This window comes from Pseudomonas mosselii, assembly GCF_019823065.1.
Taxonomy (GTDB): domain Bacteria; phylum Pseudomonadota; class Gammaproteobacteria; order Pseudomonadales; family Pseudomonadaceae; genus Aquipseudomonas; species Aquipseudomonas mosselii.
This window is the reverse complement of sequence record NZ_CP081966.1, coordinates 281,916-305,042: the sequence shown is the minus strand read 5'-3', so window position 1 is coordinate 305,042 and position 23,127 is coordinate 281,916. Positions and strand designations below refer to the sequence as shown.

The 23,127-nt window shown below is 66.6% G+C and carries 22 protein-coding genes and 1 other RNA gene; 11 read left to right on the top strand and 12 right to left on the bottom strand.

Translation table 11 applies throughout. The features are described 5' to 3' along the window. The first annotated feature begins 14 nt into the window (after positions 1–14). Complete coding sequence (locus K5H97_RS01400; RefSeq protein ID WP_028688546.1) at positions 15–1,394, top strand: CYTH domain-containing protein; 1,380 nt, start codon at positions 15–17, stop codon at positions 1,392–1,394. 72 nt (positions 1,395–1,466) lie between these two features. Here the strand turns inward: K5H97_RS01400 and K5H97_RS01395 are convergent, their stop codons facing one another. Further along, on the bottom strand, positions 1,467–1,937 hold the full coding sequence (locus tag K5H97_RS01395) for an Lrp/AsnC family transcriptional regulator (RefSeq protein WP_028688547.1): 471 nt from the start codon (positions 1,935–1,937) through the stop codon (positions 1,467–1,469). A 126-nt stretch (positions 1,938–2,063) separates the two neighbouring features. Here K5H97_RS01395 and K5H97_RS01390 point away from each other — a divergent pair, with 126 nt between their 5' ends. The 3 genes from K5H97_RS01390 to K5H97_RS01380 all read left to right on the top strand — a co-directional run bounded on the left by K5H97_RS01390 (position 2,064) and on the right by K5H97_RS01380 (position 4,568). Then, positions 2,064–2,378 (top strand): hypothetical protein, encoded by a 315-nt coding sequence (locus K5H97_RS01390; protein ID WP_028688548.1) that lies wholly within the window; start codon positions 2,064–2,066, stop codon positions 2,376–2,378. Positions 2,379–2,478: 100 nt separating this feature from the next. After that, entirely contained in the window at positions 2,479–4,161 is a 1,683-nt protein-coding gene (locus K5H97_RS01385; protein WP_028688549.1) for a GspE/PulE family protein, read from the top strand. Between the two features lie 92 nt (positions 4,162–4,253). Next, entirely contained in the window at positions 4,254–4,568 is a 315-nt protein-coding gene (locus K5H97_RS01380) for a DUF2388 domain-containing protein (RefSeq protein ID WP_028688550.1), read from the top strand. A 93-nt stretch (positions 4,569–4,661) separates the two neighbouring features. On the opposite strand, the gene gcvP is transcribed toward K5H97_RS01380, so the two are convergent. The 10 genes from gcvP to K5H97_RS01330 form a co-directional block, all read right to left on the bottom strand. Further along, complete coding sequence (gene gcvP / locus K5H97_RS01375) at positions 4,662–7,535, bottom strand: aminomethyl-transferring glycine dehydrogenase (RefSeq protein WP_028688551.1); 2,874 nt, start codon at positions 7,533–7,535, stop codon at positions 4,662–4,664. Between the two features lie 139 nt (positions 7,536–7,674). Further along, the gene (gene gcvH / locus K5H97_RS01370) at positions 7,675–8,058 is read right to left on the bottom strand and encodes a glycine cleavage system protein GcvH (protein ID WP_028688552.1); all 384 of its coding nucleotides are present in this window, start codon (positions 8,056–8,058) and stop codon (positions 7,675–7,677) included. 48 nt (positions 8,059–8,106) lie between these two features. Beyond that, entirely contained in the window at positions 8,107–9,189 is a 1,083-nt protein-coding gene (gene gcvT, locus K5H97_RS01365) for a glycine cleavage system aminomethyltransferase GcvT (protein ID WP_028688553.1), read from the bottom strand. Between the two features lie 124 nt (positions 9,190–9,313). Beyond that, complete coding sequence (locus K5H97_RS01360) at positions 9,314–10,936, bottom strand: ABC transporter permease (RefSeq protein ID WP_028688554.1); 1,623 nt, start codon at positions 10,934–10,936, stop codon at positions 9,314–9,316. 116 nt (positions 10,937–11,052) lie between these two features. Then, positions 11,053–12,054 carry an extracellular solute-binding protein gene (locus K5H97_RS01355; RefSeq protein WP_028688555.1) on the bottom strand — a complete coding sequence of 334 codons (1,002 nt, stop codon included), beginning with the start codon at positions 12,052–12,054 and terminating at the stop codon, positions 11,053–11,055. A gap of 151 nt (positions 12,055–12,205) precedes the next feature. Then, positions 12,206–13,423, bottom strand: coding sequence for a 2-octaprenyl-3-methyl-6-methoxy-1,4-benzoquinol hydroxylase (locus K5H97_RS01350; protein ID WP_169740495.1), 1,218 nt, complete (start codon positions 13,421–13,423; stop codon positions 12,206–12,208). A gap of 9 nt (positions 13,424–13,432) precedes the next feature. Beyond that, positions 13,433–13,915 (bottom strand): DUF4442 domain-containing protein, encoded by a 483-nt coding sequence (locus K5H97_RS01345; protein ID WP_028688557.1) that lies wholly within the window; start codon positions 13,913–13,915, stop codon positions 13,433–13,435. After that, positions 13,912–15,111, bottom strand: coding sequence for a 2-octaprenyl-6-methoxyphenyl hydroxylase (ubiH, locus tag K5H97_RS01340; protein WP_028688558.1), 1,200 nt, complete (start codon positions 15,109–15,111; stop codon positions 13,912–13,914). Before ubiH ends, K5H97_RS01345 begins: the two co-directional genes overlap by 4 nt. Beyond that, the gene (gene pepP / locus K5H97_RS01335; protein ID WP_028688559.1) at positions 15,108–16,442 is read right to left on the bottom strand and encodes a Xaa-Pro aminopeptidase; all 1,335 of its coding nucleotides are present in this window, start codon (positions 16,440–16,442) and stop codon (positions 15,108–15,110) included. The genes ubiH and pepP overlap by 4 nt, the downstream gene beginning before the upstream one ends. A gap of 21 nt (positions 16,443–16,463) precedes the next feature. Continuing rightward, entirely contained in the window at positions 16,464–17,018 is a 555-nt protein-coding gene (locus tag K5H97_RS01330) for a YecA/YgfB family protein (protein WP_028688560.1), read from the bottom strand. Positions 17,019–17,164: 146 nt separating this feature from the next. On the opposite strand from K5H97_RS01330, the gene K5H97_RS01325 reads away from it, so the two are divergent. The 4 genes from K5H97_RS01325 (at position 17,165) to K5H97_RS01310 (ending at position 18,555) form a co-directional block, all read left to right on the top strand. Next, entirely contained in the window at positions 17,165–17,374 is a 210-nt protein-coding gene (locus K5H97_RS01325) for a TIGR02449 family protein (protein WP_028688561.1), read from the top strand. Then, positions 17,371–17,688, top strand: a complete 318-nt coding sequence (locus K5H97_RS01320; RefSeq protein WP_028688562.1) for a cell division protein ZapA — start codon at positions 17,371–17,373, stop codon at positions 17,686–17,688. Before K5H97_RS01325 ends, K5H97_RS01320 begins: the two co-directional genes overlap by 4 nt. Positions 17,689–17,705: 17 nt before the next feature. Then, positions 17,706–17,885, top strand: a non-coding RNA gene (ssrS, locus tag K5H97_RS01315) — 6S RNA. Positions 17,886–17,946: 61 nt separating this feature from the next. Continuing rightward, the gene (locus tag K5H97_RS01310; protein WP_028688563.1) at positions 17,947–18,555 is read left to right on the top strand and encodes a 5-formyltetrahydrofolate cyclo-ligase; all 609 of its coding nucleotides are present in this window, start codon (positions 17,947–17,949) and stop codon (positions 18,553–18,555) included. A gap of 16 nt (positions 18,556–18,571) precedes the next feature. Here K5H97_RS01310 and K5H97_RS01305 read toward each other — a convergent pair whose 3' ends face one another. After that, a complete protein-coding gene (locus K5H97_RS01305; RefSeq protein ID WP_011536298.1) occupies positions 18,572–18,727 on the bottom strand; it encodes a hypothetical protein in 156 nt (51 codons plus the stop codon). Positions 18,728–18,903: 176 nt separating this feature from the next. Here K5H97_RS01305 and K5H97_RS01300 point away from each other — a divergent pair, with 176 nt between their 5' ends. From K5H97_RS01300 to rbbA, 3 genes are all read left to right on the top strand, one after another. Next, on the top strand, positions 18,904–19,353 hold the full coding sequence (locus K5H97_RS01300; protein ID WP_028688564.1) for an EVE domain-containing protein: 450 nt from the start codon (positions 18,904–18,906) through the stop codon (positions 19,351–19,353). Between the two features lie 93 nt (positions 19,354–19,446). Then, a complete protein-coding gene (locus K5H97_RS01295) occupies positions 19,447–20,406 on the top strand; it encodes an HlyD family secretion protein (RefSeq protein WP_028688565.1) in 960 nt (319 codons plus the stop codon). Further along, positions 20,403–23,126, top strand: a complete 2,724-nt coding sequence (gene rbbA, locus K5H97_RS01290; RefSeq protein ID WP_028688566.1) for a ribosome-associated ATPase/putative transporter RbbA — start codon at positions 20,403–20,405, stop codon at positions 23,124–23,126. The genes K5H97_RS01295 and rbbA overlap by 4 nt, the downstream gene beginning before the upstream one ends. Position 23,127 lies beyond the last annotated feature (1 nt).

The window sequence follows — 23,127 nt, the reverse complement described above, 5'->3', positions numbered from 1 at the left end:
CTTCCGAGCCCGCGATGCACAAAGAAACCGAACTCAAACTCCGCGCCAGCCGCGAGACCCTTGCCGCCCTGCGCGAGCACCCCCTGCTGAAGAAGCGCAACAAGTCCGGCTGGCAGACCCGCGAATTGCTCAACCAGTACTTCGACACCCCCGAGCGCGACCTGTCCGCCGCCCGTGTCGCCCTGCGCCTTCGCCGTGATGGCGAGGTCATCATCCAGACCCTCAAGTGCCGTGGTCAGAGCGTCGCCGGCCTGTCCGAGCGCAACGAGCACGAGTGGCACCTGGACAAGGTCAAGCTCGACCTGAAGAAGCTCGACGCCACCTGCTGGCCCGAGCAACTGGCCGAGCTGGACAAGAAGACCATCAAGCCGCTGTTCACCACCGACTTCACCCGCGAGTACGCCGAGATCGCCTGGGGCCGTGGCAAGGCGAAGGTGGTGATCGAGGCCGCGCTGGACCAAGGTTTCGTGATCGCCGGCAAGCGCAAGGAAGAAATCTGCGAGCTGGAGCTGGAACTGCGTGAAGGTCCCCCTGAGGCGCTGTTGGAGCTGGCCGCCGAGCTGGCCGCCAGCCTGCCACTGATGCCCTGCGACATCAGCAAGGCCGAGCGCGGCTACCGCCTGCTCGATCCGGACAGCTACGAGTTGGGCCTGCCGGTGACCGAACTGCAGGCCGAGATGCCGCTGGACGACGCCTACGCCGCCCTCGCCTGGCAACTGCTGGGCAGCAGCCAGCGCCTGGCCGAGCAGTATCGCCACAATGGCCACTGGCGCCTGCTGCAGGACTGGGTTCGCTGCCTGGCCGAACTGCGCGCCCTCACCGCAAGCCTCGGCCAGGCCGCGCCGCGCCCGACCACCCGTGCCCTGCGCGCCAGCCTCGACGCGCTGCTGGAAGACTGGCGCCCGCTGGTGCTGGCCGGCAACGATGACGAGGACATTCGCCGCGCCGCCCCCGAGCAGTTCGCCGAAGAACTGGAAGACCCGCGCTGGGGCCAGTTCTCCCTGGAGACCGCACGTTGGCTGAGCGCCCGCGCCTGGACCGCCGAGCGCAAGGGCCGTGGCGAGCGCCAGGGCAAGGCGCAGCTGGCCAGCTGGCTGCAGCACCTGCTGGGTGAGGAGTCTCGCGCCCTGAAGCTGCCGCTGTACGTGCAGCGCCCGGAAGACCTGGCCGAACAGCTGCCACGCATCGAATGCGTGCAGAGCTGGCTGCACCACGCCCGCCAGGTGCTGGACCTGCCGCAACAGGACCGCCTCTACGGCGAGCTGAACAAGCTGCACGAACTGGCCGAGCAACCCCTGGTGGAAGAAGGCAAGGAAGAACTGCTCGAAGCCCGTATCGAGCAGGCCCGCGCCATTGAGCAGAACCGCGCCTGGAAACACCTGCTCAAGGCCTGAGTCCGCGCTGCCCGCTCCTGCACTTCGTGGGAGCGGCGGTGCGCCGTTGCGACTTGCCCCGCAATCGACTCGTCAGGGTCTCAATGGCAAGCTCGTGGTCGACTTGATCTCCGACAACGCCACGATCGAGTTCACTTCCTGGATACCCGGCACGTTCGACAGCTTCTCGAAGAAGAACCGCTCATAAGCCTCGATATCCGAGGTAACGATGCGCAGCAGGAAGTCCACCGCCCCCATCAGCACGTAGCATTCCAGCACTTCGGGAAACCCGCGGATCGCCTCGGTGAACTCGGCGAAGTTCGAGCGCCCATGCGCATTGAGTTTCACCTCGGCAAAGATCTGCGTGTTCAGCCCCACCTTCTTGCGATCCAGCAGGGTCACCTGCGCGCGGATCACGCCCTCCTCCCTCAAGCGCTGGATGCGCCGCCAGCATGGCGACTGCGACAAGCCCACGCGCTCGGCGATCTGCGCGCTGGACAGCGACGCGTCCTCCTGCAGCAGCTCGAGGATGCGCCGATCATAGGCATCCAATCCACCATGCATTATCAATTCTCCAAAATTCAACTTTGCGAATTAAACTATTCTCAATAGATAGAAAACGCTCAAATCATAGCGAAAAAATACCACCGCCAACGTGCAAGAATTTCTTCACTTTCGTGGAGAAACGCCATGCACTCAGCCGAACAGCCCAGGATCGATGCCTGGGCCGCCAACACCGCCCACAGCACCGTCCACTATCGCCTGCAGGCCGAGGCGGAACCGGACAGCCTGTGCCGGGTGCTCAACCTGTTCGCCCTGCAGTTCCTCACACCACATAGCGTCCAGGTCAACCAGTGCGATGACCTGCTGGACATGGAAATCGGCATCGGCGGCCTGAGCTGGCACCGCGCCGAAGTCATCGCGCAGAAGCTGCGCAACCTGGTCTGCGTGGCCGATGTCAGCCTGGAGTGCCGGCCACGCCTGGCGCAGGCCGCCTCGGCCTGAACGCCCCCTGGCAAGATTCCGAAACCCTTTATTCACCCCCACCATTGCGTCCTCTGACTAGCCTTGCCAGCGTCATGGATCACCTGGCAGGGATCTCGCCATGTTTGCCAACGCTAGCCAAGACCTGGACCTGAACCGGCTGCTCGACGCCTTGCTCGCCGAACAGCGGATCGCCGCCTGCGATGCGCTCAAGGCGCTCGAGCGGGCCAGGCAACACCCTGACGAGCATCCCCTGGAGCTGATCGCCGCGCTGGCCCTGGCAGATCCGTTACACCCTGGCCAGCACCTGGACCTGCATGCGCTCTGCCACTGGTTGGCCGATCAGGTGGGCCAGCCATTCCTGCACATCGACCCGCTGCAGGTCGACCTGGCACAGGTTGCCAGCCTGATGTCAGCGGCCTTCGCCGAACGTCACGGCATCCTCGCCGTGGCGCTGGACGACAGCAGCGTGACCGTGGCCAGCGCCCAACCCTATCGACGTGACTGGGAGGCCGACCTGTGCCACGGCCTTGGCAAGCGCGTGCAACGTGTGCTGGCCAGCCCCCGGCAGATCCGCCAACTGACGCCCACCTTCTTCGGCCTGGCGCGTTCACTGCGCAATGCCCAGCAGCCCCCGGCGCCCGGGCTCGGCGAACTGGAGCAGCTGCTGGAGCTGGGTGCCAGCCAGGCCCAAGCGGGCGCCGAGGATCAGCATGTGGTGCGCATTGTCGACTGGGTGCTGCAGTACGCCATCGAGCAGCGTGCCAGTGATATCCACCTGGAACCGCGCCGCGAACTGGGCCACCTGCGCCTGCGCATCGATGGCCTGCTGTACCCTGTCTACGCCTTCCCGGCGGGCGTCGCACTGGCCATGGTCAGCCGCCTGAAGCACCTGGGTCGGATGAACGTGGCGGAGAAGCGTCGGCCCCAGGACGGTCGCCTGAAAAGCCGCCTGCCGGATGGCGTGCAGATCGAGCTGCGCCTGTCCACGCTGCCCACGCCATTCGGCGAGAAGCTGGTGCTGCGTCTGTTCGATCCGCAGCTACGCCATGAAACCCTCGAGCACCTCGGCCTGGAGGCGCCCTTGCTGGCCCAGTGGAAAACCCTGCTGCAACGGCGCCAGGGCATCCTGCTGGTAACCGGCCCCACTGGCTCGGGCAAGACCAGCACCCTCTACGCCAGCCTGCGCCACCTGGCCACGCCCCAGGTCAACCTGTGCAGCATCGAGGACCCCATCGAGCGCCTGGAGCCGGCGATCAACCAGCTACAGGTGCAACCCGGCCTGGGCCTGGGCTTCGCCGATGGCGTGCGCGCTCTGCTGCGGCAGGATCCGGACATCATCATGATCGGCGAGATCCGCGACCAGGAAACCGCCCAAGTGGCGGTACAGGCGGCGCTGACCGGCCACCTGGTACTGTCCACCTTGCACACCGACGATGCCTGCGCGGCAATCACCCGCCTGCAGGAGCTGAAGGTGGCCGACTACCTGATCAGGGCCACGTTGCTGGGGGTCATGGCCCAACGGCTGGTGCGCACCTTGTGTCCTGCCTGCCAAGGCATGGAACACACCGATCGCCCCGCCTGCCAGACCTGTCGGGGCAGCGGCTTTCATGGCCGCACCGGGCTGTTCGAGCTGCTACGGGTCGACAGCGCGCTACGCCAGCGCATCACCCCAGGCGCCGACCTGGAAGTGCTGCGCCAGCAGGCGATCGCTGATGGCCTGCACGACCTGCGCCGCAGCGGAAGCCGCCTGGCCGAGCAACGGCTGACCTCCATCGAGGAGGTGCTACGGGTCTGTGGATAAGTAAGAAATCTCCCGTGTGGTCGGGAACTTGGCCGCGGTAAAACGGATCAAACCGGCATTCCGACAGCCCTCATCGACCGAGGTGATTCATCATGCGTTTCAAAACAGCCATCGCAGCCACCGTCCTCTGTTCGCTGCCCCTCGGCTCGGCCATGGCCGACACGTTCTGGCGCAACATCATCTCCTCCGGTGCCACCACTGCCTCGACCTACCTGACCTTCAAGGACCACAAACTGATCGTCGCCGCCCAGGACGACGCCGGCAGCTTCGTCGCCAGTGAGGGCGCCATCCGCGGTCCGTTCCTGGAAGCCGCGATTCGCCAGGTACGCGCGGACAACCCGGGCGTCCAGGCCAGCGACATGGAACTGGCCAACGCGATCCTGGCCAAGAACGCCGTGGCCGAGTAAGTCCCGGGCTGCTTTGCAGCCCATCGCAGGCAAGCCGGCGATGGGCCGCACAGCGGCCCCAATGCAAGACAGTTTCCCCTCCCACGCCAGACGCTAGCGATACGCCTCCACCGGCACGCACGCACAGAACAGGTTCCTGTCTCCATACACGTTGTCGACCCGGTTCACCGCCGGCCAGTACTTGTGCTGACGCGCGTGAGCGCTGGGGGCGATGCCCTGCTCGATGCTGTACGGCCGGTCCCAGGGCGCGAGCACGTCGGCCAGGGTGTGCGGCGCATGCTTGAGCGGATTGTCCTCGGCCGGCCAGTTGCCCTCCTGAACTTGGGCAATCTCGGCCCTGATCGCCAGCATCGCCTCGACGAAACGGTCCAGTTCGGCTTTCGACTCGCTCTCGGTGGGCTCGACCATCAGCGTGCCCGGCACTGGGAACGACATGGTCGGCGCATGGAAGCCGTAGTCCATCAGGCGCTTGGCCACATCTTCCTCGGTGATGCCGGTCAGCGCCTTGAGTGGCCGCAGGTCGAAGATGCACTCATGGGCCACCCGCTGGTTGCGCCCACGGTAGAGCACCGGGAAGGCATCGCGCAGTTGGCTGGCCAGGTAGTTGGCGGACAGGATCGCCACCTCGCTGGCATCGGCCAGTTGCGGCCCCATCATGGCGATGTACATCCAGCTGATCGGCAGGATGCTGGCACTGCCCCAGGGCGCCGCGCTCACCGCGCTGTTGGTCGGCTCCAACCCCGGCACCGGCACCACCGGGTGGCTGGCGACGAACGGCTTGAGGTGGGCGCGAATGCCGATCGGCCCCATGCCCGGGCCACCACCGCCATGGGGGATGCAGAAGGTCTTGTGCAGGTTCATGTGCGAGACGTCGGCACCGATGTCCGCCGGTCGCGCCAGCCCGACCTGGGCATTGAGGTTGGCGCCGTCCATGTACACCTGCCCGCCATGCTGGTGCACCACCTCGCAGATCTCGCGGATCCCCTCCTCGTACACGCCGTGGGTGGAGGGGTAGGTCACCATCAGGCATGACAGCCGCTCGCCGGCGGCCCGGGCCTTGGCCTTGAGGTCGTCGAGATCGACGTTGCCGTCTTCGTCGCACTCCACGATCACCACCTCCATGCCGGCCATCTGCGCCGATGCCGGGTTGGTGCCATGGGCCGAGGACGGAATCAGGCACAAGGTGCGCCCGGGCTGGTGGCGGCTGCGGTGGTAACGGGTGATGGCCATGAGCCCGGCATATTCGCCCTGGGCACCGGAGTTGGGCTGCATACAGATGGCGTCAAAGCCGGTGATCGCGCACAACCAGCTTTCCAGCTCGTCGATCATCGCCTTGTAGCCTTGCACCTGGGCGGCCGGGGCGAAGGGATGCGGCAGGGCGAACTCCGGCCAGGTGATGGGGATCATCTCGCTGCTGGCATTGAGCTTCATGGTGCACGAGCCCAGCGGAATCATCGACTGGTTCAGCGCCAGGTCCTTGTTCTCCAGCTGCTTGAGGTAGCGCAGCATCTCGGTTTCGCTGTGGTGCAGGTTGAACACCGGATGCCCGAGGATTGGCGTACGGCGCATCAGCGCCCCAGGGATGCCTTCGAGCAGCGCCTGCTGGTCGAGCGTGGCGATGTCCAGGCCATGGTCGACGCCGAGGAAGATATCCAGCAGCTTGAGCACCGTGGCTTCGTTGCAGGTTTCGTCCAGGCTCACGCCCAGGTGCCCGCGCCCGAGGATGCGCAGGTTGATGCGGGCGGCCTCGGCGCTCTCGATGATCGCCGCCTGGGTACCGCCGACATCCAGGGTCAGAGTGTCGAAAAAGTGCTGATTGAGGCGCTTGATGCCCTTCGCCTCGAGGCCGGCGGCAAGGATGAAGGTCAGCCGGTGCACCCGCTGAGCGATGCGCTGCAGGCCCTCGGGGCCGTGGTAGACGGCGTAGAAGCCGGCGATGTTGGCCAGCAGCACCTGGGCTGTGCAGATATTGGAATTGGCCTTCTCCCGGCGAATGTGCTGCTCGCGAGTCTGCAGGGCCATGCGCAGCGCGGTGTTGCCGCGGGCATCGCGGGACACCCCGATGATGCGCCCGGGCATGGCCCGCTTGTAGTCGTCGCGGCAGGCGAAATAGGCCGCATGCGGCCCACCGTAGCCCATCGGCACGCCAAAGCGCTGGGTCGAGCCGAGCACCACGTCGGCTCCCAGTTCGCCCGGCGGCGTGAGCACCACCAGGCTGAGGATATCGGCGGCGACGCAGGCCAGGGCCTGCTGGGCGTGCAACTGGTCGATCAGCGGGCGCAGGTCGCGCACCTCGCCATGGGTGTCCGGGTACTGCAGCAACGCCCCGAACACCTTGTGCTTGGCCAGGTTATCCACAGAATCGATGATCAGATCGAAACCGAAGCCCTCGGCCCGGGTCTTGAGCACCGACAGGGTCTGCGGGTGGCAGTGCTCGTCGGCGAAGAAGGCGTTGCTCTTGCTGCGCGCCACGCGCCTGGCCATGGCCATGGCCTCGGCGGCGGCGGTGGCCTCGTCGAGCAACGAGGCATTGGCCAGGGCCAGGCCGGTGAGGTCGATGACCATCTGCTGGTAGTTCAGCAGCGCCTCCAGGCGCCCCTGGGCGATCTCCGGCTGATAGGGCGTGTAGGCGGTGTACCAGCCGGGATTCTCCAGCACGTTGCGCAGAATGACGGTGGGGGTGATGGTCGCGTGATAGCCCATGCCGATCAGGCTTGTCCACAGCTGGTTCTGCGCGGCATGGCCCACCAGCCTGGCCAGCGCGGCCTGCTCATCGAGAGCCGGCGGCAGGTCCAGCGGGCGGTTGAAGCGGATGCCCGGCGGCACCGTCTGCTCGATCAGCTCGCTGCGGCTGGCGACGCCGAGGGCATCGAGCATGGCCTGCTGCTCCTGGGCATCGGGCCCCAGGTGGCGGCGCAGGAAGGGGTTGGGCTCTTGCAGTTGATGCAGGGATGGCGACTGGGACATGGCGACGATCTCTTCCTGGACCAGTTCTCATGGGAGACTTACAAGTCTAGGAAGGATTGCCGGATGTGCGGGGATTATTGCATTGGCCGTGCAGGCCTCATCGCGGGGCAAGCCCTCCCCCACGATGAGGCCAGTCCTGTCACTCGCCGATCAGGGCTGCGTAACCAGCGGCATCCAGCAGCTTGCCCAGCTCAGCCGGGTTGCTTGGCTTGAGCTTGAAGATCCACGACTCGTAGGGTTCTTCGTTGAGCAGCTCCGGGCTATCGGCCAGTTCTTCGTTGACCGCGATCACCTCGCCGCTTACCGGTGCGTAGATGTCCGACGCAGCCTTGACCGACTCGACCACGCCAGCGGCGTCGCCAGCAGCGAACACCTTGCCGACTTCGGCCAGCTCGACGAACACCACGTCACCCAGGGCTTCCTGGGCGTGGTCGCTGATACCCACGGTCACTGTGCCATCGGCTTCCAGGCGGGCCCATTCATGGCTTTCGGCAAAACGCAGGTCGGCGGGGATATTGCTCATGTCTTGTCTTCCTCGATTGGGTCAGCGGTCGGCCCGCCATTTGAGTGTTCAGATCAGGATCTTGCCATGGCGCACGAAGGTCGGCTTGACCACCCGCACCGGGTACCACTTGCCGCGGATCTCCACTTCGGCACGGTCGCCGGTGGCCATGGGCACGCGGGCCAAGGCAATGGATTTGCTCAGCGTAGGCGAGAAACTACCACTGGTGATCTCTCCTTCGCCAATCCCGGATACACGGACCACCTGGTGGGCACGCAGTACTCCGCGCTCCTCGAGCACCAGGCCGACCAGTTTTTCCTTCACGCCCTGCTCGATTTCCGCCAGCAGGCCGGCACGGCCGATGAACTCGCGGCTTGCCGGCTCCCAGGCGACGCTCCAGCCCAGGTTGGAGGTCAGCGGGGTATGGGCTTCGTCGATGTCCTGGCCGTACAGGTTCATGCCGGCCTCCAGGCGCAGGGTGTCACGCGCGCCCAGGCCGCTCGGGGCGATACCGGCGCCGACCAGGTCGTTGAAGAACGCCGGGGCCTGCTCGCCGGGAAGGATGATCTCCAGGCCGTCCTCGCCGGTGTAACCGGTGCGGGCGATGAACCAGTCACCGTCGGCGAGGCCTTCGAAGGGGCGCAGTTCGCGAATCAGCGCGGCACGCGAGGCGCTGAGCAGGGCGGCGACCTTTTCCCGGGCATGGGGGCCCTGGATGGCGAGGATGGCCAGTTCGGGGCGAACTTTGAAGCCAACCTTGAATCCTTCGCTCTGCGCTTGCAGCCAGGCCAGTACCTTGTCGCGGGTGGCGGCGTTGGCCACCAGGCGATAGCCGTCCTCGGTGCGGTAGGCGATCAGGTCGTCGATCACCCCGCCATCGGCGTTGAGCAAAGGGCTGTAGAGGGCCTTGCCGGGGCTTTCCAGACGCGTCACGTCATTGGCCAGCAGGTGTTGCAGCCAGGGCGTGGCGGCGCAACCTTCGATATCGATGACGGTCATATGGGAGACATCGAAGACCCCGCAGTCGCTGCGCACCTGGTGGTGCTCCTCGACTTGCGAGCCGTAATGCAGGGGCATGTCCCATCCGCCGAAATCGACCGTCTTGGCGCCGAGCGCCAGGTGCAGGTCATACAGAGGCGTACGCTGTCCCATGGGTTTCTCCTTCCGGGCGTGGCGAGGCGGCGGCGGTCGGCGATGTTCAGGCATCACCTGTTCTTGTAGGACCCGTCGCTGCGAATGCCGCGCATTGTAGCCGCAAGGAAGCGGCGTGACACCCTCAGCGCGGGTGTCCCGGACGATGGGCCGAGCGACGGATCAGGCCGATCACCGGCAGCAGACCGACCAGCACCAGAGTCAGGGCCGGCAGCGAGGCCCGTGCCCATTCGCCCTCGCTGGTCATCTCGAACACCCTCACGGCCAGGGTGTCCCAGCCGAACGGGCGCATCAGCAAGGTCGCCGGCATCTCCTTCAACACGTCGACGAACACCAGCAGGGCGGCGCTGAGCGCACCGGGCACCAGCAGCGGCAGATACACCTTGAAAAACAATCCCGGCCCGGCGACCCCGAGGCTGCGTGACGCCTCCGGCAACGACGGGCGGATCCGCTCCAGGCTGCTTTCCAGCGGGCCATAGGCCACGGCGATGAACCGCACCAGGTAGGCCAGCAGCAGGGCCGACAGGCTGCCCAGCAACAATGGCTTGCCCGCCCCGCCCAACCATTGCGACAGCGGCACCACCAGCTGGTTGTCCAGGTAGCTGAACGCCAGCATGATCGAAACCGCCAGCACCGAACCCGGCAAGGCATAGCCGAGATTGGCCAGGCCGACCCCGGCGCGGATGGCCGTGGTCGGTGCCTGGCGCCGGGCGAAGGCCATCAGCATGGCCACGCTGACCGTGATCAGCGCCGCCATGGCGCCGAGATACAGGGTGTGCATGACCAGGCCGAGGTAGCGCTCGTCCAGATCATGCCGGCCCCGCTGCCAGAACCACGCCAGCAACTGCAGCATCGGGATGACGAAGGCGCAGGCGAACACCAACAGGCACCAGCCGCTGGCGGCCAGGGCCTTGATGCCCCGCAAGTGATACAGCGCCTGGCCCCGTGGTCGCTCGTTGCCACTGCGGCTGGCGCCCCGGGCACGGCGCTCGCCATACAGCACCAGCATCACCGCCAGCAGCAGCAGGCTGGCCAGCTGCGCCGCGCTGGACAGGCTGAAGAAGCCGTACCAGGTCTTGTAGATGGCGGTGGTGAAGGTGTCGAAGTTGAACACCGCCACCGCGCCGAAGTCGGCCAGGGTCTCCATCAGTGCCAGGGCGATGCCGGCGCCGATGGCCGGGCGCGCCATGGGCAGGGCCACCCGCCAGAACGCCTGCAACGGCGACAGCCCGAGCACCCGCGCGGCCTCCATCAGGCCCTTGCCCTGGGCCAGGAACGCGGTGCGCGCCAGCAGGTAAACGTAGGGATAGAACACCAGCACCAATACTGTGATCACCCCGCCGGTGGAACGTACCCGCGGCAGGCGCATGGGCCCGAACACCTCGCGCAGCGCCGTCTGCACGGGGCCTGCGAAGTCCAGCAGGCCGACGAAGACAAACGCCAGGACATAGGCCGGAATCGCGAACGGCAGCATCAACGCCCAGTCCAGCCAGCGCCGACCGGGGAATTCACAGAGGCTGGTCAGCCAGGCCAGGCTCACCCCCAGCACGGTCACGCCAGCGCCAACGCCGACCACCAGCGTGAAGGTGTTACCCAGCAGGCGGCCCATCTGGGTGTCGAGCAGGTGCGACCAGATCTGCATATCGACCGATTGCCAGGACAGCAGCAGGACACTCAGCGGGAGCAGGACCAGGGCGGCGGTCAGGGAGACCGGCAGGTACCAGCGGCGTTGGGGGGTGTGAGGCAAATCGAAGGTCTCGATGACTGGGCGATAGCATCGCGGGGCAAGCCCGCCCCCACGTCTGCATGGTTCGTGGGAGCGGGCTTGCCCCGCGATTGGTTCTCAAGGATAAGGCGACAGGCTCAGTTCCAGCCAGCCCGGTCCATCAAACGAATGGCTTCGGCCTGGCGCTTGCCGGCGACTTCCACCGGAATGCTGTCGGCCTTGAAGCTGCCCCAGGCCGCGACTTCCGCAGAAGGCTTGACCTTCGAATTGGCCGGGAACTCCTGGTTGATGTCGGCGAACAGCTTCTGCGCCTCTTCGCCGGTCATCCACTCCACCAGTTTCTTCGCCGCTTCCGGATGCGGTGCGTGCTTGGTCAGGCCGATGCCCGACAGGTTGACGTGCACGCCGCGATCAGCCTGGTTGGGCCAGAACAGCTTAACCGGCAGGTCGGGCTTCTCCTTGTGCAGGCGCCCGTAGTAGTAGGTGTTGACGATGCCCACGTCGCACTGGCCGGCGGCAATGGCCTGGAGCACCGCGGTGTCGTCGGAGAACACATCGGTGGACAGGTTGTTGACCCAGCCCTTGATCAGCTTCTCGGTCTCGGCCTCGCCGTGGTTTTCGATCAGCGTGGCGGTCAGCGACTGGTTGTAGACCTTCTTCGCCGTGCGCAGGCACAGGCGGCCCTCCCAGTGCTTGTCGGCCAGAGCCTCGTAGGTGGTCAGCTCCGCCGGTTTGACCCGGTCGGTGGAGTAGGCGATGGTCCGCGCGCGCAGGCTCAGGCCAGTCCAGTCATGGGACGAGGCACGGTACTGCGGCGGGATATTCTGGTCGATGACCGCCGACTTGATCGGCTGCAGGATGCCCATCTGTTCGGCCTGCCAGAGGTTGCCGGCATCGACGGTGAGCAGCAGGTCGGCCACGCCGTTCTCGCCCTCGGCCTTGATGCGCTGCATCAACGGAGCTTCCTTGTCGGTGATGAACTTGATCTTGACGCCGGTCTTGGCGGTATAGGCGTCGAACACCGGTTTGATCAGCTCGTCGATGCGCGAGGAGTACACCACCACCTCATCGGCCGCCTGGGCGGTGCCGCCGAAGAGAGTAAGGGCCAGGGCGGCCATTAGGGGCTTGCGGGGCAACATCGGGGGACTCCTCGCTGGGTTGAGAGGTGTAAATGGTAGTGAATCCCATTTTCCTGCTCATCTGCTTAGCCGTTACCGGATGTTGCAAAGGGCCGCTGCGCAGTCCTTTCGCCGGCAAGCCGGCTCCCACAATGTCAGCGGCCCAGCGATATCAGGCCCTGGCCAGCGCCGGCAGATCTCCGGACAACCCCAGCGCCTGGCGCACGAACAGCGCCTTGGCCTCGGGCATCTGCTCAACCAGCTTCAAGCCGCTGTTGCGCAACCAGCGCAAGGGCAGCGGATTGGCCTGGAACAACCGCTCGAAGCCTTCCATCACCGCCATCAACGCCAGGTTGTGCGGCATGCGTCGCCGCTCGAAACGGCTCAGCACCTTCACATCGGCCAGGCGCTCGCCACGCTCGCAGGCGCGGACCAGTTCCTCGGCCAGCACCGCGGCATCGAGAAAGCCCAGGTTGACCCCCTGCCCGGCCAACGGGTGAATGGTGTGGGCGGCATCGCCGATCAGCGCCAGCCCCTCCTCCACGTAGCGCTTGGCATGGCGCTGGCGCAGCGGCACGCAGACCCGCGGATCCGCCTCCAGCACATCGCCCAGACGCCCCTCGAACGCCCGTTCCAGTGCCTGGCGGAAGCTCGCGTCGTCCATCGCCATGGCCTGCTCGGCCTGCTCCGGGGTGGTCGACCAGACGATCGAGCACCAGTCCTGGCGACCATCGCGGCTGAGCGGCAGGAATGCCAGCGGGCCTTCGTCGGTGAAACGCTGCCAGGCCGTGGCCCGGTGCGCCTCGCTGCAGCGCACGCTGGTGACGATGGCGTGGTGCAGGTAATCCCATTCACGGGTCGCGCAGCCGGCCAGGCGGCGTACCGCCGAGTTGGCGCCATCGGCTGCGATCACCAGCGGCGCGCGCAGCTTGCGGCCATCGGCCAGGGTCAGCAGCCACTCATCGCCGGAGCGGCGCAGCTGCTCCAGGCGGGCGTTGGCCAGCAGCCCGACATCGCTGTCGTGCAGGCGCTCCAGCAGGCCGTCCTGGACCACGCGGTTCTCGACGATGTGACCCAGCACCTCGGCATGCACGCTGGCCGCGGAGAAATGGATCTCGCCAGTGCCGCTACCGTCCCAGACGTGCATGTCCGAATACGGCGAGACACGGCGACGGGCGATGCCGTCCCAGGCCCCGAGGCGCTCGAGAATGCGCTGGCTGGCCGCCGACAGGGCGCTGACCCGCGGCTCGAAAGGTGCCTCGCCGTCAAACGGCTTGACCGTCATCGGCCCGCCGTCGAGCAGGAGCACCTCCAGGCCACTGTGGCGCAAGGCCAAGGCCAGGGCACTGCCGACCATACCGGCACCGACAATCAACAGATCTGCGCGCATTTCCATGCCTTACGCCTGCCTCGCTTGCGGCTTGAGCCGCACGTATAGGGTTTTGTCGACCCGCGCCACCAGCTCGCCGGCACCGTCACGGATCTCCACCTGCAGCCGGGGCAGGTACTTCTTGCCGCTGGCGGTCTGCTGGCGGATCTCGTCCAGCAGCGCGTCGTCGACGTGGAACTCGGCATACACCGGGCCCTTGCCCGGCGAGATGAAATCGATGCTGGCGGCCTTGTCCCAGACGATGTACTCGCGCCCCAGTTGCTCGATCAGCAGCAGCATGTAGAACGGGTCGACCATCGCGTACAGGCTGCCGCCGAACTGGGTGCCGACGTAGTTGCGATTCCACCGCGTCAGCTTCATGCGCACCTTGACGCTGCGCATGTCCGGGCTGATTTGCTGGATATGGATGCCGGCGCCCAGGTAGGGCGGGTAGAAGTTCAGCAGCCAGCGCAGCATCCGCGCCCGCCGTGCGAGCCTGCGCGCCGCGCTCATGGGCGACCTCGCGGGTCGGGGCGCGTGCCCAGGCCCATGGCCTGGCGGGCGAACCAGCTTTTCGCCGGCGGCAGCAGGTCCAGGCCGAGCAGGCCGAGGTTGCGCCCGGCAGCCAGCAATGGCTGGCTGCTGCCGAACAGGCGGGTGACCTGGTCGGAGAAGCCGATGGTCAGGGCCTGGTCGAGGCGCTGGCGCTGGTGGTATGCCTGCAGCGTGGCCAGGTCGCCCGGCAACGCCGGGCCGGCCAGCAGGGCGTCCGCCAGCGACTGCACGTCGCGCAGCGACAGGTTGAAGCCCTGGCCGGCGATCGGGTGCAGGCTGTGGGCGGCGTTGCCCAGCACCACCAGGTGCGGGCGTACCTGCTCCTCGGCCTCGACCAGCGACAGCGGATAGAGATGGCGGGCACCGACCTGGCGCAAGGCGCCGAGGCGGTAACCGAAGGCCTCCTGCAGCTCGCGCAGGAAGCTGCGCTCGTCGAGCTCGGCCAACCGCCTGGCGTCCATCCCCTGGCGGGTCCAGACCAGCGCGCAGCGGTTGTCCGCCAGCGGCAGCAAGGCCATCGGCCCTTGTTCGGTGAAGCGCTCGAACGCCTGGCCGGCGTGGGCTTCGCCCGGGGTGATGTTGGCGATCAGCGCGCTCTGGTCATAGGGCGTGTTGCGCACATGGATGCCCAGTTGCTCGCGCAGGCCCGAACGACCACCGTCGGCCAGCACTGCCAGGTCGCATTCCAGCGACGTGTCGTCATCCAGCTGCAAGCGATAGCCGCCGGCAATAGCCTGCATCGCCTGCACCTGCGCCGGGCAACGCCAGCTGATCACTTCGTCGTCGATGGCCTGCCACAGGCACTGGCCAAGCCAGGCGTTCTCCACCACGTAGCCGAGAGCCGGCACGCCTTCTTCCAGGGCGTCCAGGCGGGTGGCGCCGAAGCGGCCGCGGTCGGACACCTGGATCTGTCGGATCGGCTCGGCGCGGCGGCTGATGGTCTGCCACAACCCCAGGCGCTCGTAGATCTGCCGGGTGCCGTAGGACAGCGCCGAGGAACGTGCGTCATAGCTGGGCTGGAAACTGTCGCCGGGCGCGAACGGCTCGATCAGCAGGATCTTCCAGCCACGGGCCTTGGCCGCGCCCTGCAGCGTCAGGGCCAGGCTCGCGCCGACCAGGCCGCCACCGATGATCGCCAGGTTGACTCGGTTCATGCGGCGTCCTTGCGGGCGTCTCGCATCAGCGCCTCGATCTCGGCGACCGTGCGTGGCACGCCTGAAGTCAGGATTTCACAGCCTTGTCTGGTCACCACCACGTCGTCCTCGATCCTTACCCCGATGCCGCGCCATTTCTTCGCCACCGCCTGGTTGTCGGCAGCGATGTAAATGCCAGGCTCGACGGTCAGCGCCATGCCCGGCTCGAGCACGCGCCACTGGCCACCGACCTTGTATTCGCCCACGTCGTGCACATCCATGCCCAGCCAGTGTCCGGCGCGGTGCATGTAGAAGGCGCGGTAGGCCTCGCTGTCGATCAATGCCTGCACCTCGCCCTTGAGCAGCCCCAGCGCCACCAACCCTTCGGTAATCACCCGCACGGTCGCCTCGTGGGCGTGGTTCCAGTGCTTGCCCGGGGCGATCTCGGCGAACGCCGCGGCCTGGGCCGCGAGCACCAGCTCATAGATGGCTTTCTGTTCCGGCGAGAACCGCCCGCTGACCGGGAAGGTGCGGGTGATGTCGCTGGCGTAGCAATCGATCTCGCAACCGGCGTCGATCAGGACCAGGTCGCCGTCCTTGAGCGGCGCGTCGTTCTGCTGGTAGTGCAGGATGCAGCCATTGCGCCCGGCGGCGACGATCGAGCCGTAGGCCGGCATCTTCGCCCCGCCCTTGCGGAACTCGTAGTCCAGTTCGGCTTCCAGGCTGTACTCGTGCAGTCCGGGGCGGCAGGCCTGCATGGCGCGTACGTGGGCCCGGGCGGAAATCGCCGCGGCCTCGCGCATGACCTTCACTTCCGCCGCCGATTTATACAGGCGCATGTCGTGCAGCAGATGATCCAGGGCAACGAACTCGTTCGGCGGCTGGGCGCCGAGGCGGGCCTTGGAACGGATCACGTTGATCCACTCCATCAGCCGGCGGTCGAACTCGGGGTTGCTGCCCATGTTGCTGTAGACCCGCTCGCGCCCTTCGATCAGGCCCGGCAGGATCTCGTCGATATCGCTGATGGGGAAGGCGTCGTCGGCGCCGAAATCGCGCACCGCGCCTTCCTGGCCGGCGCGCAGGCCGTCCCATTGCTCGCGTTCGGGATTGCGCTCGCGGCAGAACAATACGTACTCGCCATGCTCGCGTCCCGGAATCAGGGCGATCACCGCCTCGGGTTCAGGAAAGCCGCTCAGGTACTGGAAATCGCTGTCCTGGCGGTAGACATGCTCGACATCGCGGTTGCGGATGGCAACCGCGGCCGCCGGCAGGATGGCGATACTGTTGGGGACCATCTGCGCCATCAGCGCCTTGCGCCGACGGGCGTACTCCGCCTTGGGTATGTGGCTCATGGGCAAACGACCCCGTTCAGATCAGTGCAGCGATGGCTTTGGCGCGGGCGCTTGCGGCTTGGCCAGCTCCGTGTACAGCAGCAGCGGGGCGACGCGCAGGTACTCCATGACTTCCATGTAGTCGCTCTCGCCGTCCTCGGACTCTTCCAGCGCTTCCTGGACCTGGGAAATGGCCACCAGGTCCTGGAGCACTTCCTTGGCATCGGTGGACAGGTCCTTGCCGCCGGCGTTCAGGCCGAAACCGGTGATGAAGCCCTGGCACCACTGCCCCAGCGCGGTGGCACGGTCGGCCAGCGCGGCGTCGTCGGAAGGCAGCAGCAGGACGATGGCGACGTCCTCGCCGGTCAGCTCGGCCTTGACCATCTCTTGCAGGCCGACCAGGGCGTTGCGCACCGAGTCACCGGGCTCGGTCTCGAGCAGTTGGGCGGCGTCGGCCAGCCAGGCATCGGCATCGAAGCCGGCGCCGGCGCAGCTGCGGCCGATCAGCAGGCCATGCAGCTCGGCGGGAGTGACAGGGTGGCCATTGCTCGAAAGCAACATGGCGAAGGCGATGTAGGGCGATTGGGTATTGGGCATGGGCAGCTAGGCGCCAGACGGCGCAATGACTAGAATGGAGACCTTGTATCCTAGCACCGGCAGGCGCGCCAAGACCATCGGCACTGGCCGTCGCGCCCTTGGGGCAGGCATGATCGTCAGGCGAGTCAAGGAATCGAGTGCAATCCATGCAAGAGAACGACCTGCAAGCGCTGATGGGCCGGTTCGAGTTGCTGATCGAACGGGTCGAGCAACTAAAGCGGCAAAATGCACTCTTAGTAGCTCAGGAACGAACCTGGCGCGAGGAGCGCGCCCACCTGATCGAAAAGAACGAGATCGCCAAACGCAAGATCGAATCGATGATCCTGCGCCTCAAGGCCCTGGAGCAAGACTCATGAGTTCAAGCAATAGCGTCACCGTCCAGATCCTCGACAAGGAATACTCGATCATCTGCCCGCCCGAGGAGCGCAACAACCTGGTCGGCGCCGCCCGTTACCTGGACGGCAAGATGCGCGAGATCCGCAGCAGCGGCAAGGTGATCGGTGCCGACCGCATCGCCGTGATGGCCGCGCTGAATATCACCCACGAGCTGCTGCACCGCCAGGAACGCCCCGAAGTGACCAGCGGTGGCACCACCCGCGAGCAGGTGCGCGACCTGCTGGAGCGGGTCGACCAGGCCCTGTCCGACGATCCGGTTAGCAAAAACGACTGAGATTGGTATACTGGCGCCACTCCCTGGGGGATGCGCCAGTCGGTTATGTCCCTGAGCCGATACGCACAACCACGGGGGTTGCACGCTGGGGCAGGTGTGCATGTCCGCCCGACGGAAAGCCTTAACGCCCCCTGCAATCTCCACCTTGAACTTTCGGGTTCAAGGGCTACACCGATAGCGGTCTTGTCGGGGAGCCTGCATTCAGAACTGCCCGCCTCCAACGGCGGGCTTTTCGTTTCTTCTGGGATCGCCCGTGCCATGACCGACACCGCGCCGCTTACCCGCCCCCAGCTTCGCCGTCTCCTGCGCAACGCTCGCCGCGCCCTCACACCCGCACAGCAACGCCAGGCCGCCGAAGGCCTGTATCGCCAACTGGCGCAGGATCCGCTGTTCCGCCGCGCCCGGCATATCGCCCTGTACCTGCCCAACGACGGCGAGATCGACCCGCGCCTGCTGCTGCGCGAGGCGCACAAGCGCGGCAAGCGCGTCTACCTGCCGGTGCTGCACGCCTGGCCGCGCACGCGCATGGTGTTCCAGCGCTTCGAGGCCGGCGAGGCACTGCGCCCGAACCGGTTTCGCATCCTGGAGCCGGTGATCGAACGCAAGCGGCAACGGCCGATCTGGGCGCTGGACCTGATCCTGCTGCCGCTGGTCGGTTTCGACGAGGTGGGGGGACGCCTGGGCATGGGCGGAGGCTTCTATGACCGCAGCCTGGCCTACCAGGGCCGGCGCAAGGCGTGGAAAAAACCACTGCTGCTGGGGCTGGCGCACGAATGCCAGAAAGTGGAGCGACTCAACCAGGCGAGCTGGGATGTACCGTTGCAAGGCACGGTCTCGGACCGTGGCTGGTACCTGGCGCCCAAGTGAGGCGCGCGAAGGGGAATCAGCGGTGCTGTTGCTGCGCCGGATCGACAGGCGCCTGCTGATAGGCGGCATCTAGCTTGCGTTCCCACAAACCTTGCGCGTAACCGGTGGTGACCACGCCCAGCCCGAAGATGAACGCCAAGATCCAGAGCAGGTCCGGTTTACGTTGTTTCATTGATTGCCCCCCAAGAACAACTGTCCAGGCTCGGCGGCTTTCTTGATGGCTGCCGGAGCGTATAGCTTAAAATCGGCGCATTTTCCGACAACATGAGCCGCCAGGCAAACGTTGACGCCAACCGACTGTCGGTTTCATGCAACGAGTTATTTCAAACTTTTTCAGGAGCAGCCTCCATGGCCTACTGGCTGATGAAATCCGAGCCCGACGAGCTTTCCATCGAAGCCCTGGCACGCCTGGGCAGCGCCCGCTGGGACGGGGTGCGCAACTACCAGGCGCGCAACTTCCTGCGGGCCATGAGCGTAGGCGACGAGTTCTTCTTCTACCACTCCAGTTGCCCGCAACCGGGTATCGCCGGTATCGCCCGAATCAGCACCGCCGCCTACCCGGACCCGACCGCCCTGGATCCGCGCAGCCACTACCACGACGCCAAGGCCAGCGCCGAGAAAAACCCATGGAGCGCAGTGGATGTCGAGCATGTGCGGACGTTCCGCCAGGTACTCGGCCTGGGCCTGCTCAAGCAGCAGGCGGCGCTCGAGGAACTGCCCCTGGTGCACAAAGGCAGCCGCCTGTCGGTGATGCCGGTGAGCGCCGAGCAATGGGCCGCGATTCTCGCGCTGAGCTGATTGTGCGGCTATTGTCAGGGGTTTGACCAATATCAACGCGCAAGGAAGCGCGTCGCGCCAGGATAAGGCGTGCCAGCCGCAGGATGCAGACCGATGAATCGAAAAGCCCCCAGAATCTTCGCCTCCGCCTTGGTATTGCTGTTGCTGGCGGCAGGCGGGCTGGGCTACTGGAAGTCCCTTCACGACCGCCTGCCCGAAGGCCTGAGCATGGGCAACGGGCGCCTCGAGTCCACCGAGGTGCAGATCGCCAGCAAGATCCCCGGACGCCTGGCCGAGGTGCTGGTCGACGAAGGCGACAAGGTCACCCGCGGCCAGTTGCTGGCGCGCATCGACACCCGCACGATGGAAGCCCAGCGCAGCCAGGCCGAGGCCGAAGTGCTGCGCGCCCGGGAGAACTACGCCGCTGCACAAGCCAGCGTGCAGTTGCGCCAGAGCGAGCTGTTGCTGGCCAGCCAGGAGCTTAAGCGGATTCGCGAGATCTACCAGCGCAAGTTCGCCAGCCAGCAGTTGCTCGACCAGCAGCAGGCCCGCTACGACACCGCCACCGCGGCCTTGGTCGCGGCCCGGGCCCAGCTGGCGGCGATCAAGGCCGCCATCGGCGCCGCCGAGGCCCAGGTCGCCCAGCTCACCAGCGAAATCGACGACAGCAGCCTGCGCGCGCCCATCGACGGCATCATCCAACTGCGTCTGGCCGAGCCCGGCGAAGTACTCGGCGCAGGCGGCCGGGTGCTGATGCTGATCGACCCCAGCGACCAGTACATGAACCTCTACCTGCCCGCCGCCACCACCGGCCGGTTGACCGTCGGCGACCAGGCGCGGATCGTGCTCGACGCCCTGCCGGACAAGGCCCTGCCGGCCAAGGTGGCGTTCGTCGCGGCCAAGGCGCAGTTCACCCCGAAGCAGGTCGAGACCCGCGATGAGCGGCAAAAACTGGTGTTCCGGGTCAAGCTGCGCCTGACCGAACCGAGCGCCGTGCCCCAGGCCAAGCCGGGCATGCCCGGCGCGGGGTACGTGCGCACCGCCGACGTGGGCTGGCCGGCCAACCTGCAATGAACGCGGCGATCGCCCTGCGGGCCGAAGGGGTCAGCCACCGCTATGGCGACCTGCAGGCCCTGCACAGCCTCGCGTTCAGCCTGCCGGCCGGGACCCGCTGCGGCCTGATCGGCCCGGATGGCGCCGGCAAGTCGACCCTGCTCGGGCTGATCGCCGGGGTCAAGCGCCTGCAACAGGGCGAGTTGCAGGTACTCGGCGGCTCGATCCGCCAACGCCGCCACCGCACCGCGCTGTATCCCAAGGTCGCCTTCATGCCCCAGGGCCTGGGCAACAACCTGTACCCGGAGTTGTCGATCCGCGAAAACATCCGTTTCTTCGCCACTCTGTTCGGCCTGGGCCGCGCCGAATGCGAGCAGCGCATGACCAGCCTGCTGCGCGCCACCGACCTGGAGCGCTTCGCCGAACGCCCGGCCGGCAAGCTCTCGGGCGGCATGAAGCAGAAACTGGGGTTGTGCTGCGCGCTGATCCACGAACCGGACCTGCTTATCCTCGACGAGCCGACCACCGGCGTCGATCCACTGTCACGGCGGCGCTTCTGGGAGCTGGTCGAGCAGGTGCGCGCCCAACGCCCGCAACTGACCCTGCTGGTGGCCACCGCCTACATGGAGGAGGCCGAGCAGTTCGAGCATTGCCTGATGCTCGACGCTGGCCGCCTGCTGGCCGCCGGCCTCAGCCGCGAACTGGCGGCGATTACGCCCAGCGGCAAGCTGGACGACGCCTTCACCCACTTCCAGGGCGCCGGACGACCACAGCCCGAGCCCTTGCGCATCCCGCCACGCCAGGCCGACGGCGGGCCGATTGCCATCGAGGCCCACGACCTGACCCTGCGTTTCGGCGACTTCACCGCGGTGAACAAGGTCAGCTTCGCCATCGGCCGCGGCGAGATCTTCGGTTTCCTCGGCTCCAACGGCTGCGGCAAGACCACCACCATGAAGGTGCTCACCGGCCTGATGCCGGCCAGCGAGGGCAGCGCCAGTCTGCTTGGCCGCCCGGTGGATGCTGGCGACCTGGCCACGCGCAAGCGGGTCGGCTTCATGTCCCAGAGCTATTCGCTGTATGGCGAGTTGAGCGCCCGGCAGAACCTCGAACTGCACGCTCGCCTGTTCGACCTGGCCAAGGCCGACAGCGCGCCGCGCATCGCCGAGCTCATCGAACGCTTCGACTTAGGCGCCATCGCCGACCAGCCGTCCGGCGCCCTGCCCCTGGGCCTGCGCCAGCGCCTGTCGCTGGCCGTGGCGGTATTGCACCGCCCGGAAGTGCTGATCCTCGACGAGCCGACCTCGGGTGTCGACCCGGCGGCCCGCGACGACTTCTGGCGCCTGCTGGTGGAGTTGTCCCGCGAGCAGGGCGTGACCATCTTCCTGTCCACCCATTTCATGAACGAAGCCCTGCGCTGCGACCGCATCTCGCTGATGCACGCCGGCCGGGTGCTGGCCTGCGACACCCCGCGGGCCCTGCAAGTCAGGTTCGGTGGCGACACCCTGGAAGACGCGTTCGTGCGTTGTCTCGAACAGGCCCAGGAGGCGCCCCCCCAGACACAAGCCGACACCACGCTGGATCAGGCCGCTGCCCCAGCGCCCGCCCTGCGCCAGGCCTTCAGTCTGCGTCGCCTGCTGGCCGTAGCCAGCCGCGAAGGCAAAGAGCTGCTGCGCGACAAGGTGCGTCTGGCCTTCGCCCTGGCAGGGGCGTTGTTCATGATGGTGATCTTCGGCTATGGCATTTCGCTGGATGTGGAGAACCTCGCCTTCGCCGTGTACGACCAGGACCAGAGCCCGCAGAGCCGCGCCTACCTCGAGGCCTTCCGGGGCTCGCGCTATTTCGCCGAACAGGCGCCGATCCGCGATGCCCGCCAGTTGCACCAGCGCCTGCAACGCTCGGAGATCAAGCTGGGCCTGGAGATCCCGCCGGGCTTTGGTCGCGACCTGCATGCCGGGCGCCAGCCGGTGGTGGCCGCGTGGCTCGATGGCGGCATGCCGTTCCGCGCCGAGACCAGCCGCAACTACGTCGAGGCCGTGCACCAGGCCAACCTGGAGCAGCTGGCCGCCCTCGGCCCGCACCCGGTGGCGCGCCAGCAGCCGGTACGCCTGGAGACACGCTTTCGCTACAACCAGGACGTGGTCAGCGTGAACGCCATCGGCCCCGGCGTCATGGCGCTGATCCTGGCCTTCATCCCGGCCATGCTCACCGCGCTGGGCATCGTGCGGGAAAAGGAACTGGGTTCGATCACCAACTTCTACGCCACCCCGCTGACGCGCTTGGAGTTCCTGCTCGGCAAGCAGGCGCCCTACCTTGTGGTGAGCCTGGTCAACCTGGCGCTGCTGGTGGCGATGAACCGCTGGCTGTTCGGCGTGCCGCTCAAGGGCAGCCCGCTGGCCCTGGCCTGCGGCGGCCTGGCCTACCTGCTGGCGACCACCAGCCTGGGCCTGCTGATCTCGGCATTCACCCGCACGCAGATCGCGGCGATCCTCGGCACCATGATCATCACCAGCCTGCCTACCATCCAGTTCTCCGGCCTGATCGTGCCACGCTCGTCGCTGGACGGCGCGGCGGCGCTGATGGGCCAGTTGTTCCCGGCCGGCTACTTCCTCGACATCGCCGTCGGCACCTTCACCAAGGCCTTGGGCCTGCGCGAGCTGTGGCCGCAGTGCCTGGCACTGCTGGGCTTCTTCGCCGCCTTCACCGGGCTGAGCCTGGCCATGCTGAAAAAACAGGAGGCCTGAG

Excerpts from the sequence above, each read along its gene's own strand:
- K5H97_RS01400 (WP_028688546.1), top strand. The coding sequence starts at position 15 with ATGCACAAAGAAACCGAACTCAAACTCCGCGCCAGCCGCGAGACCCTT.
- K5H97_RS01395 (WP_028688547.1), bottom strand. The coding sequence starts at position 1,937 with ATGCATGGTGGATTGGATGCCTATGATCGGCGCATCCTCGAGCTGCTG.
- K5H97_RS01390 (WP_028688548.1), top strand. The coding sequence starts at position 2,064 with ATGCACTCAGCCGAACAGCCCAGGATCGATGCCTGGGCCGCCAACACC.
- K5H97_RS01385 (WP_028688549.1), top strand. The coding sequence starts at position 2,479 with ATGTTTGCCAACGCTAGCCAAGACCTGGACCTGAACCGGCTGCTCGAC.
- K5H97_RS01380 (WP_028688550.1), top strand. The coding sequence starts at position 4,254 with ATGCGTTTCAAAACAGCCATCGCAGCCACCGTCCTCTGTTCGCTGCCC.
- gcvP (WP_028688551.1), bottom strand. The coding sequence starts at position 7,535 with ATGTCCCAGTCGCCATCCCTGCATCAACTGCAAGAGCCCAACCCCTTC.
- gcvH (WP_028688552.1), bottom strand. The coding sequence starts at position 8,058 with ATGAGCAATATCCCCGCCGACCTGCGTTTTGCCGAAAGCCATGAATGG.
- gcvT (WP_028688553.1), bottom strand. The coding sequence starts at position 9,189 with ATGGGACAGCGTACGCCTCTGTATGACCTGCACCTGGCGCTCGGCGCC.
- K5H97_RS01355 (WP_028688555.1), bottom strand. The coding sequence starts at position 12,054 with ATGTTGCCCCGCAAGCCCCTAATGGCCGCCCTGGCCCTTACTCTCTTC.
- K5H97_RS01350 (WP_169740495.1), bottom strand. The coding sequence starts at position 13,423 with ATGCGCGCAGATCTGTTGATTGTCGGTGCCGGTATGGTCGGCAGTGCC.
- K5H97_RS01345 (WP_028688557.1), bottom strand. The coding sequence starts at position 13,915 with ATGAGCGCGGCGCGCAGGCTCGCACGGCGGGCGCGGATGCTGCGCTGG.
- ubiH (WP_028688558.1), bottom strand. The coding sequence starts at position 15,111 with ATGAACCGAGTCAACCTGGCGATCATCGGTGGCGGCCTGGTCGGCGCG.
- pepP (WP_028688559.1), bottom strand. The coding sequence starts at position 16,442 with ATGAGCCACATACCCAAGGCGGAGTACGCCCGTCGGCGCAAGGCGCTG.
- K5H97_RS01330 (WP_028688560.1), bottom strand. The coding sequence starts at position 17,018 with ATGCCCAATACCCAATCGCCCTACATCGCCTTCGCCATGTTGCTTTCG.
- K5H97_RS01325 (WP_028688561.1), top strand. The coding sequence starts at position 17,165 with ATGCAAGAGAACGACCTGCAAGCGCTGATGGGCCGGTTCGAGTTGCTG.
- K5H97_RS01320 (WP_028688562.1), top strand. The coding sequence starts at position 17,371 with ATGAGTTCAAGCAATAGCGTCACCGTCCAGATCCTCGACAAGGAATAC.
- K5H97_RS01310 (WP_028688563.1), top strand. The coding sequence starts at position 17,947 with ATGACCGACACCGCGCCGCTTACCCGCCCCCAGCTTCGCCGTCTCCTG.
- K5H97_RS01305 (WP_011536298.1), bottom strand. The coding sequence starts at position 18,727 with ATGAAACAACGTAAACCGGACCTGCTCTGGATCTTGGCGTTCATCTTC.
- K5H97_RS01300 (WP_028688564.1), top strand. The coding sequence starts at position 18,904 with ATGGCCTACTGGCTGATGAAATCCGAGCCCGACGAGCTTTCCATCGAA.
- K5H97_RS01295 (WP_028688565.1), top strand. The coding sequence starts at position 19,447 with ATGAATCGAAAAGCCCCCAGAATCTTCGCCTCCGCCTTGGTATTGCTG.
- rbbA (WP_028688566.1), top strand. The coding sequence starts at position 20,403 with ATGAACGCGGCGATCGCCCTGCGGGCCGAAGGGGTCAGCCACCGCTAT.